The 16,127-nt window shown below is 31.0% G+C and carries 27 protein-coding genes; all 27 read left to right on the forward strand.

Going from position 1 to position 16,127, the window contains the following annotated elements:
• Window positions 1–112 precede the first annotated feature (112 nt).
• The 27 genes from B5S50_RS12255 to B5S50_RS12385 all read left to right on the forward strand — a co-directional run bounded on the left by B5S50_RS12255 (window position 113) and on the right by B5S50_RS12385 (window position 16,125).
• Entirely contained in the window at window positions 113–337 is a 225-nt protein-coding gene (locus B5S50_RS12255) for a hypothetical protein (protein WP_217301933.1), read from the forward strand.
• Window positions 338–376: 39 nt separating this feature from the next.
• Window positions 377–598: a hypothetical protein gene (locus tag B5S50_RS12260; RefSeq protein ID WP_217301934.1), complete on the forward strand. Its 222-nt coding sequence runs from the start codon at window positions 377–379 to the stop codon at window positions 596–598.
• A gap of 45 nt (window positions 599–643) precedes the next feature.
• Complete coding sequence (locus tag B5S50_RS12265; protein ID WP_217301935.1) at window positions 644–1,201, forward strand: hypothetical protein; 558 nt, start codon at window positions 644–646, stop codon at window positions 1,199–1,201.
• 14 nt (window positions 1,202–1,215) lie between these two features.
• Window positions 1,216–1,608, forward strand: a complete 393-nt coding sequence (locus B5S50_RS12270) for a YopX family protein (RefSeq protein WP_217301936.1) — start codon at window positions 1,216–1,218, stop codon at window positions 1,606–1,608.
• Window positions 1,609–1,610: 2 nt separating this feature from the next.
• Complete coding sequence (locus B5S50_RS12275) at window positions 1,611–1,763, forward strand: hypothetical protein (RefSeq protein ID WP_217301937.1); 153 nt, start codon at window positions 1,611–1,613, stop codon at window positions 1,761–1,763.
• Window positions 1,763–2,170 carry a YopX family protein gene (locus B5S50_RS12280; RefSeq protein ID WP_217301938.1) on the forward strand — a complete coding sequence of 136 codons (408 nt, stop codon included), beginning with the start codon at window positions 1,763–1,765 and terminating at the stop codon, window positions 2,168–2,170. Before B5S50_RS12275 ends, B5S50_RS12280 begins: the two co-directional genes overlap by 1 nt.
• Window positions 2,171–2,280: 110 nt before the next feature.
• Window positions 2,281–2,457: a hypothetical protein gene (locus tag B5S50_RS12285; protein ID WP_217301939.1), complete on the forward strand. Its 177-nt coding sequence runs from the start codon at window positions 2,281–2,283 to the stop codon at window positions 2,455–2,457.
• A 45-nt stretch (window positions 2,458–2,502) separates the two neighbouring features.
• The gene (locus tag B5S50_RS12290) at window positions 2,503–2,742 is read left to right on the forward strand and encodes a hypothetical protein (RefSeq protein ID WP_217301940.1); all 240 of its coding nucleotides are present in this window, start codon (window positions 2,503–2,505) and stop codon (window positions 2,740–2,742) included.
• Window positions 2,735–3,139 (forward strand): hypothetical protein, encoded by a 405-nt coding sequence (locus B5S50_RS12295; protein WP_217301941.1) that lies wholly within the window; start codon window positions 2,735–2,737, stop codon window positions 3,137–3,139. Before B5S50_RS12290 ends, B5S50_RS12295 begins: the two co-directional genes overlap by 8 nt.
• Window positions 3,117–3,404 (forward strand): MazG nucleotide pyrophosphohydrolase domain-containing protein, encoded by a 288-nt coding sequence (locus tag B5S50_RS12300; RefSeq protein ID WP_217301942.1) that lies wholly within the window; start codon window positions 3,117–3,119, stop codon window positions 3,402–3,404. Before B5S50_RS12295 ends, B5S50_RS12300 begins: the two co-directional genes overlap by 23 nt.
• A 253-nt stretch (window positions 3,405–3,657) precedes the next feature.
• On the forward strand, window positions 3,658–3,999 hold the full coding sequence (locus tag B5S50_RS12305; RefSeq protein WP_217301943.1) for a sigma factor-like helix-turn-helix DNA-binding protein: 342 nt from the start codon (window positions 3,658–3,660) through the stop codon (window positions 3,997–3,999).
• 235 nt (window positions 4,000–4,234) lie between these two features.
• Window positions 4,235–4,585: a DNA-binding response regulator gene (locus B5S50_RS12310; RefSeq protein WP_217301944.1), complete on the forward strand. Its 351-nt coding sequence runs from the start codon at window positions 4,235–4,237 to the stop codon at window positions 4,583–4,585.
• Window positions 4,586–4,644: 59 nt separating this feature from the next.
• Window positions 4,645–4,812 (forward strand): hypothetical protein, encoded by a 168-nt coding sequence (locus tag B5S50_RS12315; RefSeq protein WP_217301945.1) that lies wholly within the window; start codon window positions 4,645–4,647, stop codon window positions 4,810–4,812.
• Window positions 4,812–5,465, forward strand: coding sequence for a tyrosine-type recombinase/integrase (locus B5S50_RS12320; RefSeq protein WP_217301946.1), 654 nt, complete (start codon window positions 4,812–4,814; stop codon window positions 5,463–5,465). The genes B5S50_RS12315 and B5S50_RS12320 overlap by 1 nt, the downstream gene beginning before the upstream one ends.
• A 513-nt stretch (window positions 5,466–5,978) precedes the next feature.
• On the forward strand, window positions 5,979–6,551 hold the full coding sequence (locus B5S50_RS12325) for a recombinase family protein (protein WP_217301947.1): 573 nt from the start codon (window positions 5,979–5,981) through the stop codon (window positions 6,549–6,551).
• Between the two features lie 40 nt (window positions 6,552–6,591).
• On the forward strand, window positions 6,592–7,380 hold the full coding sequence (terS, locus tag B5S50_RS12330; RefSeq protein WP_217301948.1) for a phage terminase small subunit: 789 nt from the start codon (window positions 6,592–6,594) through the stop codon (window positions 7,378–7,380).
• Window positions 7,370–8,638 (forward strand): PBSX family phage terminase large subunit, encoded by a 1,269-nt coding sequence (locus B5S50_RS12335; RefSeq protein WP_217301949.1) that lies wholly within the window; start codon window positions 7,370–7,372, stop codon window positions 8,636–8,638. The genes terS and B5S50_RS12335 overlap by 11 nt, the downstream gene beginning before the upstream one ends.
• Window position 8,639: 1 nt before the next feature.
• A complete protein-coding gene (locus tag B5S50_RS12340) occupies window positions 8,640–10,142 on the forward strand; it encodes a phage portal protein (protein ID WP_217301950.1) in 1,503 nt (500 codons plus the stop codon).
• A gap of 13 nt (window positions 10,143–10,155) precedes the next feature.
• Window positions 10,156–11,175, forward strand: coding sequence for a hypothetical protein (locus tag B5S50_RS12345; protein ID WP_217301951.1), 1,020 nt, complete (start codon window positions 10,156–10,158; stop codon window positions 11,173–11,175).
• A gap of 205 nt (window positions 11,176–11,380) precedes the next feature.
• Window positions 11,381–11,899 (forward strand): hypothetical protein, encoded by a 519-nt coding sequence (locus B5S50_RS12350; RefSeq protein WP_217301952.1) that lies wholly within the window; start codon window positions 11,381–11,383, stop codon window positions 11,897–11,899.
• A 20-nt stretch (window positions 11,900–11,919) separates the two neighbouring features.
• Window positions 11,920–12,123, forward strand: a complete 204-nt coding sequence (locus B5S50_RS12355) for a hypothetical protein (RefSeq protein ID WP_217301953.1) — start codon at window positions 11,920–11,922, stop codon at window positions 12,121–12,123.
• An 82-nt stretch (window positions 12,124–12,205) separates the two neighbouring features.
• Entirely contained in the window at window positions 12,206–13,342 is a 1,137-nt protein-coding gene (locus B5S50_RS12360) for a hypothetical protein (RefSeq protein ID WP_217301954.1), read from the forward strand.
• 16 nt (window positions 13,343–13,358) lie between these two features.
• Window positions 13,359–13,754, forward strand: coding sequence for a DUF2190 family protein (locus tag B5S50_RS12365; RefSeq protein WP_217301955.1), 396 nt, complete (start codon window positions 13,359–13,361; stop codon window positions 13,752–13,754).
• A gap of 16 nt (window positions 13,755–13,770) precedes the next feature.
• Window positions 13,771–14,805, forward strand: a complete 1,035-nt coding sequence (locus B5S50_RS12370) for a hypothetical protein (protein ID WP_217301956.1) — start codon at window positions 13,771–13,773, stop codon at window positions 14,803–14,805.
• Between the two features lie 206 nt (window positions 14,806–15,011).
• Window positions 15,012–15,338 (forward strand): hypothetical protein, encoded by a 327-nt coding sequence (locus B5S50_RS12375; RefSeq protein ID WP_217301957.1) that lies wholly within the window; start codon window positions 15,012–15,014, stop codon window positions 15,336–15,338.
• Window positions 15,335–15,718 carry a hypothetical protein gene (locus tag B5S50_RS12380; RefSeq protein WP_217301958.1) on the forward strand — a complete coding sequence of 128 codons (384 nt, stop codon included), beginning with the start codon at window positions 15,335–15,337 and terminating at the stop codon, window positions 15,716–15,718. The genes B5S50_RS12375 and B5S50_RS12380 overlap by 4 nt, the downstream gene beginning before the upstream one ends.
• Window positions 15,719–15,765: 47 nt before the next feature.
• Window positions 15,766–16,125 carry a hypothetical protein gene (locus tag B5S50_RS12385; protein ID WP_183128079.1) on the forward strand — a complete coding sequence of 120 codons (360 nt, stop codon included), beginning with the start codon at window positions 15,766–15,768 and terminating at the stop codon, window positions 16,123–16,125.
• The last annotated feature ends 2 nt before the right edge of the window (window positions 16,126–16,127 follow it).

Below are 16,127 nucleotides of genomic sequence, written 5' to 3' on the forward strand. Positions count from 1 at the left end.
GATGATAATAACAGAGTTTTATAGACACCAGATTGTTAAATTGAATGATGCAATAGAAAAAGCAAAGGAAAAGTACAGGCTTGGTATTTATAAAAATTAGGAAGGTGAAAATATGAGACGTATGTTGGAATATACGAATTATGAAGTTGAGAAGAATGGACACTTAAAAAATCCCTTGGCTGGTAATAAAAAAATAAAAGCACTTGTTGGAAAAGATATACTTGTTAGAAATAAACATAATGCAGAACTATATCTTATACAAAATGCGGAGTTGAAAGAGCTAGAAGAGGTTAAAGAAGGATTGTTATTAACTATTGTAAAAGATGAAGGATTTTAATAGATTGAAATTAATGTGAAGTAAATAAGGAGGTAGAAAATGAGTAAAAGACAGGAAAATAAATTTGTCATATCAGAACAAGAGCCACAGAAATGTGAGTATTGCGGCAAGATTGCTGAATTACGACCATATGGTAAAAATGGAGCAAACATATGCTTCAAATGTGCAATGAAAGATGAAGAAGAAGCCAAAAAACAATTTGGGAAAATATTAGATGATGCCGATGAAGTGGTCGTTGTAAAAACAAATGTTTTAAATTAAGTACGCATTTCAAATAGTTTATGTATCAAAATAGGGGGGATTTAAGTGGAAAAATACAGTTTTAAAAAGTCTACTTGTGAAAGATATGATATAAAGCTAAAAGATACCTATGGGGGTTGGGCAATAATTACTATTGACGAAAACGGGGGATTGTTTAACGCTCATACTGATTACGGTAATTACAATTATAGTTGGCCTAATCATGGCAGAAAAAGCTTTAAGCATTTTATATTAGAACTAGTAAGAGATAAATCATATTTTTTAGGCAAGGTAGCTGATGATAAGCATTATTATGAGGATGAAACTGAAAAAGCTTGGAAAGAAGAGGTAGTAAGAGCACGAAAAGAAGGGGAATTAAATAAAGAAGAAGCTAGAGAGTTATGGAATGAAATAATTGATTTTGATTACTATACATCCAGAGAAAGTATAGAAAGACAATGCTATGAAAATGATATTGTTTGTAAATATTATGAGGAGCCTTGGTATTCATTTGATGTTGTAGATGGATTCTCGCCACAAGCTAATGCTTTTGCAGATATAATAATGCCTATTTTGGGTGAAATAATTCAAAAAGAAATAACAGAAAAAGAGAAAACTGCTTAAGAGGAGCGATTTGAATGAGAGATGTTAAGTTTAGAGCATGGGATAATCAATCTAAAAAAATGATTGATTGGGAAAAACTAAAATTTGATAAAGATCCAGGAGACAATTCAATATGCTTTTATGAGAAAGTAGATACAGTTGAGTGGGATGGTGGAGCAGATTATGAGATTATGCAATGTACAGGCATTAAAGATAAAAATGGTAAAGAAATATTTGAGGGTGACATTTTAGGAAATGAAAAGCTTAGTACAAAATGGGCAGTAGGTTTTAACCGTGGTGCTTTTGTTTTAACAAGTAAGGGCGTAGATATGGGTGTGCTGCATAGTTGTTCAATTATAGATGGACAAATAGTAGCATTAAAAATTTTAGGAAACATCTATGAAAATAAAGATCTATTGGAGGGATAAAAATGAGTTGTAAATGTGCAACATTTGATGAAGATACAGGAAGATATGATTGTAGTGTAAGTGGTAGTGAGTGTATGTATATGTTTCCGGATTCAAAACAGTGTGCTGAAGATTTTGGAGAAGGTCCAGATGCAGAGGAAGGAGAAGAGGCTTAATGAGAGACATTAAGTTTAGAGCATGGGATAAGAAACGCAAAAGGATGGGTTGGGTTGAAAGTCTAGCTTTTAATTATAAAAATGACTTAAATGGTGATGATTGGCTTTGCTATTCAACAGATGATATGGAAATCAAAGAAAGACCTTGCGGAGATTATAGAGAAAAGGAAAATGTTATTTTAATGCAGTATACTGGCTTGAAAGATAAGAATGATAAAGAAATCTATGAGGGTGACATTATAAAAGAAAGTGAATACTTTAAATGCTATTACAAAGTTGAATACGATAAATGTAGTGGAAGGTTTGTAGGCTTTAAAATTGGTGATAGGGATAATAATACTTTAGAATTTCCTCAACTTTCAGAGGATGGTGAGGTCGTAGGTAATATATATGAATGTATCGTATAATACCAAATCTGCTGAAATAACTTATATCTAATAATTTAATTATCTGTATATATAGATAAACGGATAATAACATAATACGGTATTTTTACGTCGGAAGAGAGGCTAAAGTAATGAAAGAAAAGGAGATTCAAGAAGTATATAATTTGTGGCTAGGAAATTTTATTTTAAGTACTGATGCAATGTGCAAAATAGGGGAAATATTAAAAAAGAAAGAAGTAAAAGATCTTGAAATACTTAATGCTCAAACAGGAGAAGTATTAATAAAAGCTGAAAAAGCCTTAATATAAAAAGTTGTAATTCGGTATTTTTATATAAATGAGAGGATGAGTTAAATGGAGGAAAGTGTAAATTTTTTAGAGTTATCTAAAGTAGATGAATTAAGTGTTAGAAAAATATATATTGAGAAAATTCTTAAAGAGTGCAAAACGCAAGTAGAAGATAAAGCAATGTTGCTACTAGGAAAAGCATTTGATGATAAGTTAGAAGTAAAAGCACAAGGCCAGATTGTGTTTTTGGAAAGATGGATTAAGGATATAGATAAAGAAATAGAAGGGATGTGTCCTGGTGAATAAATATCAAAGAAAAAAATCCAAATATATGAAGAAATTAGCAACTGTAGGAGTAGGATATTATCAGAGTAAATCAATTCTAAGGAAATATAGTTTTAAAGAAATAGATCAAATGATAGACCAGGTTAATAAATTAAAGAAATCAGGTATCTTTGAAAAAATGGTTAAAGCTCTTAAAGAATTTGCAGATGTAACAGGTAAAAGTTTAAGAAAAAATTTAATGAGCCATGGGTGGTACTCTGCAACACAAAAAAATCGAACCTATTGTTTGACCCAAGAGGAAATTAATAAGTATCTTGGTCCAACCATGAAAAATACTTTAATGGATATTATTCATAGAATTGAACGTGATAGATCTTTAGAAAAGGAGCTTACAAATGAAACTAATGGTATTAAGTAAAGAAGATAAGTGGAAAGAGCATGAGAAAAAGGTAAATGAAGAATCTGAAGAATTAGTTGAAGCAATAGAAGAAGGAGATATGTCTCATATAGCAGAGGAGGCATTGGATAATATTCAAGTTTCGATAGGAGTATTAGACAAGCTATATTCTGAAGGTGTAGACATCCAGGATGCGGTTCATATGCATAATAAAAAATTGGTAGGCAGAGGTTGGAAACATAAAGCAGTAGTAAAAGTACAGGTAAACAAAAAGTGGCTTAAATAGCTCACCTATAAGCCATGTGAAAAGGTAAAAAGGTATAGTCGCATTAATGTATATGAAAATGGCTTAAATGAGCCTATTCATGAAATTATTAGGATACATATAAAATTTATATGCATCACTACAAAAATAATGTAATATAACAAAAAAGGCGTTCTATACGAACGCCTTACCAAGATTAGAGAACTAACTTTCCAAGGGGTTACCTTCTCTAATCCACCTACTCTAATTATAACATAAGGGATAGGTGATATAAATGAGCGATATTAAAAACAAACTTAGTTTATATAGGGAAAGATCCTGTGTAATAGCAAATAAAAAGATTGAAATAGAAAAAATGATTATAAATGGTCGTGATCCTGAAGATAATAAAATAAAACAACTGGAATTACAGATAAAGGAATTAGAATTAGAAAATAAAAAAGTAGAGAATATAGTAAAATTGCTTCCTAATAAATACTATGAGGTTGTTAATCTTATTTACTTGGAAGGTAAAGGAAAAAGGGAAGTTGCTAAAAAATTAGATAGAACTGAGAGACAAATAAATTATAGCATAAATAAAGCATTACAAAGGCTTTCAAAGAATTTTATGGATTAAAAGTGTCATATTTTTGGTACTTTTTTGTCTTGATTTTGTATCTTTTTTGGTACTTTTTTGTATGAAAAATTTCCTAAAAATTTCCCACATTTGTCATTGAAATAATGTTAAGATAAATATATAAATAAGTAATAAGCATATTTGAGAAAATTATATTGCTGATTTCATAAAAATAAGGGATGTCCCCTTTTATGGTTTGGGTGAACTATACACTTTTTACACTGGAGCTGATTGCATGAAGAAAATATTAGACAAAGAGCAGGTTAAAGAATTATACATACATGGGTTTTCAGACTCTGAAATTGCTAAAAAATTAGATGTAAAAAAAGAAACAGTTAAAAAATGTATTCAAAGGAACTGCAGTAATTTAAAACATGAGCATCAACTTGCTGCAGTACAGAAACGTGAAACTTTAAAGGCAATTAATTATGAAGCTAAGAAATATATATCAGATAGATCATTTATAATAAAAAACAGATCTATCTACAAAACTAATTCTTCCGGAGATATAGTATTAGATAAAAAGGTTGCTCCTGTTGTTACTTGGGATACACCAAGGCGGCTGACAAATGAAAATAGATGTTAAAAAGAGTTGTCATATAATATGACAGCTCTTTTTAATTATGAATTTTAGGGGTGAGTTTTATGAAAGTAGGGGATATTTTGAAGGAAAAAGATATTGATAGTTACAATAAGCTGAAAAAAGTGAAAAAGAAAAGGAAAAATGATAAATTAAGTGAGTGTGATATAAAAGAATTGATGCATCATTCTAGTTACAAAAGGCATAAGGGAGCTCTAAAGCAGGTGAAGTAATGGATGGCAAGGTCAGAAATTGGGAAAAAGGAACGGCAGCACCAATACCACAAAATAAGTATCAAAGATTTAAAGATAAATTAGTTGATTATAACCCAAGATACTCAGAAAGAAATCTAATGTTATTTATATTGGCCAGGGCAACAGGATATAGGATGCAGGATTTAGTTGGACTTACAATTGGACAAATAAAAGATGCTTTAGAGGATGGATACTTTTTAATACAAGAGAATAAACAATATAATCAATGGTTGTCTAATTTACATAGATATCCTAATAAAAAGAGACCTGAGAAGAGAAAGGTTTATATAGGTAACAATTTAGAAAGATATTTAAAAGAGTATGTTAAAGGAAAAAAAAGGGCTGAGTTTGCTTTCCCATCCAATAAAGCAAAAAATGGGATTGAGCCTATAGAGCAAAAATCATTTAGTGCAATTTTGTCTGCAGTAGGTAAAAGCATTGGATTAAAAAATATAAGTGGCCATAGTCCAAGGAAAACTTATGCTACCAGGATATATGAAAAATCAGGTGGAGATTTGGAGAAGGTCAGAATTGCATTAAATCATAAATCTGTTGAAGAGACTAAAAGGTACTTAGGCATAAAGGAGAAGATGAAAGAGGATGCAGCAAAAATTGCTGATGAAGATATATAATGCGTAAAAAATAAAATGGTGCTTATTTATAGTAAAATGAAAAAAATCTTACCAATATATGCACCTAAAAAAAGATATCAGTAATCCTCCCTGTTATTACGTATTCTAAAAAATTCCAATAAATCTTGCAAGGTTAGTAATATCAATGGGTTGAGAATAATTAAAAAATTTTGTGGCAAAATAACCCTAATGGGTAAATCTGGTACTGCAATAAAACCGAAAAGCGACCACCCTGTTCAACTCAATTCAAATTTGCTATACGTTATAAACACTAATCTGATTGAAGATGCTACTACAATGAAAGTATTGCAATGAGGTCCTGTAGCTTGAGTGCTGTATTTTAGTAAATAAAACCTTCGTTTATTTTATTAAAATACAAATATTTACATGAAACGTAATCAAGCCATTTACTAAGTAAATAAATAAGTAAAAAAAACAAAGTAAAAGTATTGACAAGATACACCGTTTAATTTACTATATAAGTATAGTAATAGACAAAAGGACGGTGTTTTTATGATATTTGGATATGCACGTGTAAGTACAGTAGAGCAAAATCTAGACAGACAACTTGATGCTTTAAAAGCAGCAGGTTCCGAAGAAATAATAAAAGAAAAAATAACTGGTACTAAGGCAGATAGGCCAGAATTAAATAGATTACTGGATAAATTAAGAAATGGTGATGTTATATTAATAGCAGATCTTACAAGATTAAGTAGAAGTACTAAGGATTTATTTAGTTTAGTAGATAAGATTGAAAAAAAAGGTGCTAATATTAAAAGCTTAAAAGAATCATGGCTTGACACTACAACACCACAAGGAAAATTAATGTTTACTTTTATGGCTGGAATAAGTCAATTTGAAAGAGATTTGATAAGTCAAAGAACTAAAGAGGGGTTAGCTGCCGCAAGAGCACGTGGTCGTAAAGGTGGACGAAAACCAAAACTGGATGCAGCTAAGAAAAAAGCTATTTACGATTTATATTGTCAAAAGACAACTCCTATAAAGGATATATGTTCTATGTTTAATATAACGAAGCCAACCATGTATAAAACAATTGAAGAAGTAAGTAAAAAAGCTAGTGTTTGATTCCTAGCTTTTTTTAGTGCTTAAAAAAGGATGTGATGTTATGTCAAGACAGAGAAGTCCCAACAGAGATAAAGCTTTTAAAATATATAAGGAACATAAAGGAAACATAAGCAATAAGGAAATAGCAGATTTATTAAATGAAAGCTCTAATAATATATCTGTGTGGAAATGTAGAGATAAATGGGAAGAAAAAATAAAAAGGAAAGTAGGTGCTCCACCAGGTAATAAAAATGCTGTTGGTAATAGTGGCGGTGCCCCAAATGGTAATTTAAATAACCTTAGACATGGAGAATACTATGATCCTACAAAACATTTACCAAAGGATTTTCTTAAAAAGTATCTTCCTATGTCAACAAAAAATATAATAAAAGAAACTGTGGAATCAGGAATTAGTTTATTAGATATGTTGTGGACTAATATTCAATTACAGTTTGCTGCTGTTATTAGAAGCCAGAAAATAATGTATGTAAAGAATAAGAAAGAAATGATCAAGGAGTTAAAAAAATCTAAAGTTAAAACAAAAAATAGAAGTACACAGAAAACTTCTACTGATGAATCAGACGAAGAATATGAATATGAATTTCAATTTGCATGGGACAGGCAGGCCACATTTTTAAAAGCACAATCTAGGGCAATGAAAACCTTAGAGAGTATGATAAAGCAATATGATGAAATGCTTCATAAAAATTGGAATTTAGCAACTGAGGAGCAAAAATTAAGAATTGAAAAACTTAAAGCTGCAGTAGACAAAGTTAAGAATAATGATAAAGGTAAATTAAAAGATGGAATATTAAAAGACATGCTAGAAGGTTTAAAAGATGAGATATAAATATTCTCCAAAGCAAAGAGATGTTATAAAAAAACTCCTTAATGATCAGATGGGATTTATTAATATTCTAGAAGGAAGTGTAAGGAGTGGTAAAACATTTATAGTAAATTTAGCATGGACCTTATTTGTACTTAATTCTCCATATGATAAGTTTTTAATGTCTGGTGAAAGTACTGATTCATTATACAGAAACGTTATAGGAGATATGATTTACATTTTGGGTGAGGATAGAGCAGTTTATCAAGATAGTTCTAAAGGTGGAGCACAGCTTATAATTCAATATGATGGTAGAACAAAGATATGTTATTGTAGAGGAGGTTCTAAATCCAATGATGAAGGTAAAATAAGAGGTATTACTATTGGAGGATGGATGGCTGATGAAATTACATTACATCATGAAACTTTTGTTAAACAAGCATTATCCAGAATGAGTTTAAAGGGTGCCAAAGCATTTTGGACAACAAATCCAGATAGTCCTTATCATTATATAAAAACTGAATATATTGATAAATGTAAAGAAAATGGATATTGTCACTGGCATTTTGATTTAGACGATAATTTAACACTGAGTGAAGAATACAAAGAAAATATAAAAAAAGCTTATTCAGGTTTGTTTTACGATAGATTTATTAAAGGACTATGGGTAATGGCTGATGGTGTTATATATCCAGGATTTGATGAAAATGAACACTGTATATCAATAGATAAAATACCTAAAGATAATTTAATGTTTTATATTCCGTGTGACTATGGGATAACAAATCCACATGTATATTTGAAAGCTGCTATTAGGCTATATGAACATATACCTCATGTATTCATAATTAATGAATATTACAATAAAGGAGATAGTGGCAAGGCTAAAACAGATAATCTATTTTTATCAGATTATAAGAAATTTACTAAAGATATAAAGCCAAGAAATGTAATAATAGATCCTTCAGCTACATCATTAATTAATTTATTTAGACAAAATGGGATATCAGTACTTGAAGCAGATAATAATGTTATAGATGGCATAAGTAATGTGACAACATGGCTTAATGATGGAAGAATTCACATAGTTAAAGATAATTGCCCAAATCTCATAAAGGAATTTGAATCATATATATGGGATGATAAAGCACAAAAACGTGGAGAAGATAAACCATTAAAAGAAAATGACCATGCTATGGATGCATTAAGATATTTAATTCAGACATTATATCCAGTATCAAGCAAGGATTTATCTTTATTGAAAGGAGGCAGTGTATGGTGATATGGGTTTAAAAACATTTATTAAAAATATTAAGGCAAAATTAGTAAATCCAAAAGGTGAACAGATGCGTATATCTGGAGGAACTGCAACTACAACATATCAACTAGATAGTTCTAAAGTTGATTATGAACTTGCAAGACAGCTTTATCAAAATAATAATGATGATTATAAATTGGGCGCACATTTTGTAAGACCTATAATAAATTCTACAGTAGGATTTATGGGAGTACCTCACTTTCAATGCGAAGATGATAGTGCACAGGAGATACTTGATAGTTTTGCACTAGATAATACATCCAAAATTCTTAAGACACATACTGATGCATTAAAACTTGGCGATAGTTATGTATGGATTACAAGAGAGGAAGTCAATAATCCGTTATATCCCGATAAACCTAATAGGCTAGTATATAATTTTATACCTCCAGAAGAAATTAAAGATATATTACTAGATCCTACTACTGGAGAACCCACTGCTTATATATTGAAAAGCCATCAAGAATGGGAAGATGTAGAAGGTAATAAATTTAAGTGTGATATTATACAGTCAATAACAGCTGAAGAAAGAACCATACAAATAGAAGGAGATACACCAGAAGGAATTAGTGCCGGAACAACACCTAATACATGGGGATTTATTCCTATAGTTCATTTTAAAAATGAGCCTGATGAAACTTTAAAGTATGGACAAAGTGATATTGAGCCAATAGAGCCATTATTAAAAGCTTACCATGATGTTATGCTTCATGCTTTAAAGGGTAGCAAGATGCATAGTACACCTAAATTAAAAATAAAACTTAAAGATGTAGCAAGTTTTTTAAAGAATAATTTTGGTATTGATGATCCTGTAGAATTTGCTAAAAAAGGTGGAACAATAAATTTAAATGGCCATGAAATATTATTTATGGCACCTGATGAAGATGCCGAATTTATAGAGGTTAATAGTGCTACAGGAGATGCGCAGGTACTATTGAACCTCTTATTTTATTGCATTGTTGATGTATCTGAAACACCTGAATTTATATTTGGTGTGCATACTCCAAGTGCATTGGCTTCAGTAAAAGAACAAATGCCTATTATGGCTAATAAGATAAGACGTAAGAGAGAACAATTTACAGAACAGTGGCGTATGCTTGCAAGAATGGTACTTATAATGTCAGCTCAATCTGTGGGTGGTAATTTTTCAAGTTATGATGTAACCCTTGGGTGGGACGAAGTTACTCCTAAAGATGATAAGGAAAGTGCTGAAACTCTTAATAATGTGGCAAGTGCGTTGGAAACTGCAATTACTGGAAACTTTATTTCAAATGAGTCTGCTGCAAATTTCTTAGCTAAATATATTGATACTATGAATCAATATATTTCAGATGATGAGGGTGTAGTTGGTGAAAGAGAAAAAATAATCGAGGATAAAATGCTTAATTATAGAATGCAGGATTCAGCAGGTTTAGATGATGAAAAGAAAGAGCTTGATAATGAGATAAATAATTCGCCAGAAAATTAGGAGGGCAATGTAGATGAGTAAAGAAATAGATGAACTCAAAAGGATTGCTGGAGGTTATAAAATATGGGCGCTTCAAGCTAGAAAAAAGTATATAGATCTTAGATTAAATAATGAAACTGAGGTAAGAAACTTATATATAAGGCTTATTAATGAAATATCTGAGAAACTTAAACAGGAAGGAACTTCTCAGATAAGACAGAGACAGCTTGAGATATTAGCAGAAATTTTAATTGAACAGCAGAATAAACTTGAAGGTCAACTTGTTATCATATTAAAAAAATACATTAAGGCAAATGCTGAAGCTGCTACAGGATATGCAAAGGCAATAGACATATCTGCTGTAAGAAAAGCTAATGTATCAAAATTAACTATTTCCAAGGTAAAAGATTTGCATTATCAAGCAAATTTAAGAGCTATTGAAACATGTTGGGCAAGGTCAGAAAAAGGGCTATATTTATCTGATAGGATATGGAGCAAGTCAAAGAAATATCGAAAAGAGATAAATGAAATAATACAGGAGGCTGTAGCTGAAGGTCAGGATTGTGTTAAAACTGCAAAGATGCTTGAGAAGTATGTTAAAACAGGGAGCGAAACTTTAGCAAAAGATTACCCTGGCATGATGAAAAGAATGAAAGGAAGGGTACCTGATGACATATGTTATGAAGCTTTAAGACTTGCAAGAACAGAAATGACCGTAGCATATGGTGAAGCCACCATTCAAAGTGCTATGATAAGTCCTTCATGTAATGCAGTGAAGTTTATATTGTCTGGATCACATCCACATTATGATAAATGTGATCATATATGTGGTGTTGATACGTATGGATTAGGGCTTGGTGTATATCCAGTTGATAAGGCTCCATCATATCCATTTCATCCTAATTGTTTATGTATAACTTTAACTGTTAACGAAGATCCAGAGGATTTTGTTGATAGATTAAAAAGATGGGATAGGAATCCAGGTAGTGAACCAGGACTAGAAAATTGGTATCAGAACATATATAAGAAATCATCTATGTACATTAAAGAGTAAATAAAACGGTAAAATTAAAATTAAAATTTATTTTGAAACCTTTACCGAATATATTTACTAAACAATAGCATAAATAGGTGAGTGTTGTTACTACTAAATTTAAGTAAAAAAAATGGTCGTTTATTTTACTTAGAATAAAGAATATTTGTTTTTTATGTACATGCATTGTATAATAAAGTAAAATAATGGATTAAAGAGGAATGTAATGAAGAAGTCAAAAAAAATTGTTCCAAAAAAAAATAATACTAATGTAAATTCAGAGTATTTATCTTCAAAATTATTATTGGAATATATAAGTAAAGAATACGATAAGGAAGATGAGAGAAGTAAAAACATAGAATCAAGAATTCCTGTATTTATAACAATTTCAACTTTTTTTTTAGGATATATTTTTACTTCAAATTCTAATAGTGTAGTTAGTAATATAGCTAAAAATTATAAAGTGTATACAATTTATATTATGTTATATATTTTGTGTGCTATAGCAGTTCTTGCATCAATGTTTATGTTTATTTGGATTATGTTCACAAAAAAGTATATAAGAATAGCAATAGATATTTTTCAAGATAGAGATCTAAATAAACAAATTGAAGGTAAATGTGCATATGCATTAATTTTAGGGTATACAGAAGCATTACAACAAAACATTAAAACAAATGATTTAAAAGTTAGGTTTTATACTGCTGGCATAATATTAAAATTGTTTCTTTTCTTAATACTATAATAAAATGGGGAGGTTATATAATGACTGATAAAAAGAATATAGAGGAAATATTCTTACATAAAACAAAAAGAAATCGAATTAAATCAAATCATTCTGAAACAGATGAAATATTTTTGCAGCAAAATAGAAAGACGTTGACACAAATTAAAAGATTTACTAGAGCAACTCAAGATCATGAAGTAATTAAGGATGATAAGAATAATGAACAAAATAATAATGATTAATTAAATTAGGAAGAATATTGAAAAAGTCTTAGGAATAAGGCTTTTTTATTTTGCAAAAGTTGGTGAAGGGTAGGTGAACGAAATGTTTTTATATAAACCTATAGGTGAAATGGATAGTGAAATTTATGGTGAAATGGATGCGCTTGGTGCAAGCCTTTCAAGTGTTAAACCAAGTGATATTCCACTTGCTCAAGGTGTAGATTTGAACTATATGAAATCTATGGACAAAGATCCACTTGAGGTAGCTGTTGAAATACCGGCCACTAAATCAAAACGAGGGTGGAATTATAAGCCTGAGAGTTTGAAAAATATAGTTGATTATGTGAATACAAATACACTAAATGGTTTTTTAGGACACCAGAAAGCTGAGGATGTAAGTACTCAGTTTGTTCCTCCAGTGACAAGTTGGATTGGAGCAAAGATGGATGGTAATAAGGCTTATTTTAGAGGACTTATTGATGCAGATGCACCACAATTAAAAAGGTGGGTTAGGACAGGAAGAATAAAAGAGGTTTCAATATTTGGATTTCCTAAACTAAAGAAAAATACTGGAACTGGAGAAATGGATGTAACAGGATATAATCCACTTTCAATTGATTGGACACCGTTACATCGACCAGGAATGCCTACAAGTATAGTAGGCATGGAAATGGATTCAACAATAAAAAGTGATGATGATAATAAGGGAGGCAAAGCAATGGATTTTGATGAAATAATTAAAAATTTGAAGGGCTTATTGCAGACTGGTAAGGTTACTTATAACCAGATAATTAAAGCACTTGGTATGACAAAGGAAACAGTATCAAAAGAGATGGAAGATGTTAGGCAGGCTTTTAGTGATGAAGAAACTTTAACCAAAGTTAAAGAAGCACTTGCTATTACTGGTGAAATGGACGTAGTGGATGTTGCTAAAAAGGCTCATGAAGCTGTAGCAAATACTGAAAAAGCAGGATTCCAAAAGGTTATTGATGATACTGTTAAAGAAAAAGTTGCTGGTGAAATGGCTCAAAATCTAGTTAAAAAGATGCTCAAAGTTGAGGATGGTGCCAGTAAAGAAGTTATTTCAGGCGAAATTGACAATATCTTAAAAGATGAATTTATTAAGAACTTGATATCACAAGAGCATTTAGATATACCTGCAGGTACAGCAGGGGTTAGCACATTAAAAACAGATACTAATATAGGAAGTGGCGTAAGAGCTAGAAAGTCAAGAATATAAAAGGAGATGATGTTATATGTATACAGGACAACCAGTACCAAGTACAGAGCAGCAAATTACAAGGGCAAAAGTAAGTGATGGTAAAAGTGTTACAGTTACCGTGCCAGAAAAAACGATTATACAAGCGCAAAAGTTCTATTTACTTGATGGGTTCTTTGGAATGGCAGCTCAATCAGTTACAACTGATGAAGGTCAAACAGATGAAGTTAATTTAACTATTGAACAGGCAGAGTATGAAACAGATAATATTGTTACTACTGAGGCATTTAACAAAGGTGATAAGATTTATTGGGACAGTACAGCAGACAAATTTACAGTTACACCAGGTACTAACAGACTTGTAGGCAGGGTTACACAGCCTAAAGATACTAATAATGTTATATGGTTTATATTACTACCACAGTATGCATAGAGGAGGTTATTAATTAATGTTTAAAGTTGTAAGTCAGGATACACTCCTGGACAAACGAAGATCTATGACCATAGAGGAAGACATTCCTTTTGAAGTTAATGGTCAGGTTGATTATGCTAAAAAGAAACTTGTAAATGGTGAAATGGAAACCTTAGAGCTTGCAAAACCAATAGGTGAGATGATGTCATTTGGTTCTACAGCTAATTTAAAGGATTTACTTAGAAAAGTTGTACTTGATGTAGAGCTTGGAAGAGAAGCAGTCCAACTTTTATATAATGTTATATATGATAACATTTCAGATCCTAATTTACCTAAGACTTTAGATGCTAAGTGGGCATTGTACGGAAATTGTGTATTTTTAGATCACATAGAGGGTGAAGAAATAAAATTCGGGTCTCTAAGTGCTGAAAATGGTCCAATAGCAAGAATTCAAACTTATGCAACTGGATTTGAATACACTAAAGAAATGATTGATTTTAATCAGACGTTTAATGTTGAATTGTTGAATAAATCTATGGGTGAAGCTTATAATGCACTTTTAAATCATATACATTTATATCCCATAATAGGAGCTGCATATAAAACAGCTAATAAAACTGCATTTCAAGGAAAGACAGATGATCCAGTATGGCTTGGTATATGGAGAACGTTAAATCAAGCTATAAAGGATGCGGTAACTGCTAAAAGACCAGGAACAATATTACTTGCAAGTTCTGCAGATCAAACGGATATAGAGATGGCTATTCGAGGTGGGCATCAACTTGAAGGTTCAATATACCCATCCATAGCAGGTATATCAACAGTTATTTATTATGATGGATGGAGTGTACAGGTAGGAAAGAAAAGTTATACCTATAAAGGTGTTACTCCAGGTACTGCATATTTAATAAGACCTAAAAGAGGATTTAAGGAACTTGTTAAAAAAGATCTTACTACTGAGACAGGTAATCAGGATTTAACACGTTTAGTTGAAGCTCAAATTGTTGGATATTGTTATAGGGGTGTATTTGCTGCTATAGATGAAAATGTTCAACAGATAGCGTTGAAATAGATAAAAATTAATACAAAATATCTATTTTGACCAATTATTTAAATATCGAAATTGATTTTGGTTCAAATTTAGCCATTATAATCAATTTTGATATTTTTAAATTGTTAAAATAGATGCTAAACAAAGGAAAATACAAACTTTAATTTACTTGAAATAGCTTTAAATTACTACTACATTACAATAAATGGATTAAGGAGGGACGTTATGTGACACCTACGGTTAGTTTAAGGACAAAATTAAGAATGTTATTAAATGATAAAGATAGTAAAACATTTACGGATGATGAATTAGACTCTCTGTTAAATGATGCTGATTGTATATACTGTGCTGCTAGTGAAGGATGGACAATTAAAGCTTCTATGCAGGAGAATAATGATACTCCTAATCAGTATCAGGTAGGTCAGGAAAGATATCAATATTCTACTGCTGCAGATATTGCTAATTTGGCTTATAAAAATGCTGAAAAGTATAAAGGTATGTGTACGGGAAGAGTAAGCATTGTTTTAAATGCAGATGTGGATGTAGGAATATGATTACGGTTGAAAGAAGAAAAAAAGATATTAAATGGAGTATCTCTCAAAACCCAATCCAGATAAAAATCAAACAAACTAATAAAACAATTGTTGATGGACACCTAGCAAAGACGAATGGTGACAAAACCTTAACTGTTAGGATATTTCCACAAAAAACATATGACAGTAGTATAACCGTTTCAAGTAATACGATAGGAACATCATACCAAAATACAGCATATGGGATGCTTGCTGATAGCGAAGCTGATTTGGATATAAGCAGTAAAGACTTTATTGAATTTGATTGCATGTACGGCCACATGAAGATTAAAAACGTATATCCACAAATAATAAATGGAGAAATATGTGGTTATGACTGCGGGCTTGAGAAGGTGATGTAGTGTTTAGTGATAAATCAATAGATTTTATAAATCGTAAGAATGCACAAATGTATGCTCTGTGTGATAACTGGGCTAATAAATTAGAAAATGAAGCAAAGGTAAATGCACCATGGAAGGATAGAACTGCACATGCAAGGCAGGGATTACATGGAGATGTCAATGTATCTAATAGTCAATACACAATTTCATTAAGCCATGGAGTTGAATATGGAGGAATACTTGAAGATGGATCACCTCCTCATGTAATAAGACCTAAAAATAAGAAAGCATTGTATTGGAAAGGTGCAAAACATCCTGTTAAACTTGTACATCATCCAGGTACTAAAGGGTACCCAATAATAAAGCCTACTATGGAAAATAATAAGTATAAAATTAGAGATAGTGTAATTAAATTGTGGGGTGATTAATG

It is taken from the genome of Clostridium sp. 001 (genome assembly GCF_019056555.1).
Taxonomy (GTDB): domain Bacteria; phylum Bacillota; class Clostridia; order Clostridiales; family Clostridiaceae; genus Clostridium_B; species Clostridium_B ragsdalei.

Bases quoted from the DNA above. Each gene is read 5' to 3' on its own strand.
- B5S50_RS12255 (WP_217301933.1), top strand. From the start codon at position 113: ATGAGACGTATGTTGGAATATACGAATTATGAAGTTGAGAAGAATGGA.
- B5S50_RS12285 (WP_217301939.1), top strand. From the start codon at position 2,281: ATGAAAGAAAAGGAGATTCAAGAAGTATATAATTTGTGGCTAGGAAAT.
- B5S50_RS12380 (WP_217301958.1), top strand. From the start codon at position 15,335: ATGATTACGGTTGAAAGAAGAAAAAAAGATATTAAATGGAGTATCTCT.
- B5S50_RS12350 (WP_217301952.1), top strand. From the start codon at position 11,381: ATGAAGAAGTCAAAAAAAATTGTTCCAAAAAAAAATAATACTAATGTA.
- B5S50_RS12360 (WP_217301954.1), top strand. From the start codon at position 12,206: ATGTTTTTATATAAACCTATAGGTGAAATGGATAGTGAAATTTATGGT.
- B5S50_RS12370 (WP_217301956.1), top strand. From the start codon at position 13,771: ATGTTTAAAGTTGTAAGTCAGGATACACTCCTGGACAAACGAAGATCT.
- B5S50_RS12385 (WP_183128079.1), top strand. From the start codon at position 15,766: ATGTATGCTCTGTGTGATAACTGGGCTAATAAATTAGAAAATGAAGCA.
- B5S50_RS12345 (WP_217301951.1), top strand. From the start codon at position 10,156: ATGAGTAAAGAAATAGATGAACTCAAAAGGATTGCTGGAGGTTATAAA.
- B5S50_RS12315 (WP_217301945.1), top strand. From the start codon at position 4,645: ATGAAAGTAGGGGATATTTTGAAGGAAAAAGATATTGATAGTTACAAT.
- B5S50_RS12260 (WP_217301934.1), top strand. From the start codon at position 377: ATGAGTAAAAGACAGGAAAATAAATTTGTCATATCAGAACAAGAGCCA.
- B5S50_RS12270 (WP_217301936.1), top strand. From the start codon at position 1,216: ATGAGAGATGTTAAGTTTAGAGCATGGGATAATCAATCTAAAAAAATG.
- B5S50_RS12280 (WP_217301938.1), top strand. From the start codon at position 1,763: ATGAGAGACATTAAGTTTAGAGCATGGGATAAGAAACGCAAAAGGATG.
- B5S50_RS12310 (WP_217301944.1), top strand. From the start codon at position 4,235: ATGAAGAAAATATTAGACAAAGAGCAGGTTAAAGAATTATACATACAT.
- B5S50_RS12355 (WP_217301953.1), top strand. From the start codon at position 11,920: ATGACTGATAAAAAGAATATAGAGGAAATATTCTTACATAAAACAAAA.
- B5S50_RS12325 (WP_217301947.1), top strand. From the start codon at position 5,979: ATGATATTTGGATATGCACGTGTAAGTACAGTAGAGCAAAATCTAGAC.
- B5S50_RS12320 (WP_217301946.1), top strand. From the start codon at position 4,812: ATGGATGGCAAGGTCAGAAATTGGGAAAAAGGAACGGCAGCACCAATA.
- terS (WP_217301948.1), top strand. From the start codon at position 6,592: ATGTCAAGACAGAGAAGTCCCAACAGAGATAAAGCTTTTAAAATATAT.
- B5S50_RS12335 (WP_217301949.1), top strand. From the start codon at position 7,370: ATGAGATATAAATATTCTCCAAAGCAAAGAGATGTTATAAAAAAACTC.
- B5S50_RS12305 (WP_217301943.1), top strand. From the start codon at position 3,658: ATGAGCGATATTAAAAACAAACTTAGTTTATATAGGGAAAGATCCTGT.
- B5S50_RS12300 (WP_217301942.1), top strand. From the start codon at position 3,117: ATGAAACTAATGGTATTAAGTAAAGAAGATAAGTGGAAAGAGCATGAG.
- B5S50_RS12340 (WP_217301950.1), top strand. From the start codon at position 8,640: ATGGGTTTAAAAACATTTATTAAAAATATTAAGGCAAAATTAGTAAAT.
- B5S50_RS12290 (WP_217301940.1), top strand. From the start codon at position 2,503: ATGGAGGAAAGTGTAAATTTTTTAGAGTTATCTAAAGTAGATGAATTA.
- B5S50_RS12365 (WP_217301955.1), top strand. From the start codon at position 13,359: ATGTATACAGGACAACCAGTACCAAGTACAGAGCAGCAAATTACAAGG.
- B5S50_RS12275 (WP_217301937.1), top strand. From the start codon at position 1,611: ATGAGTTGTAAATGTGCAACATTTGATGAAGATACAGGAAGATATGAT.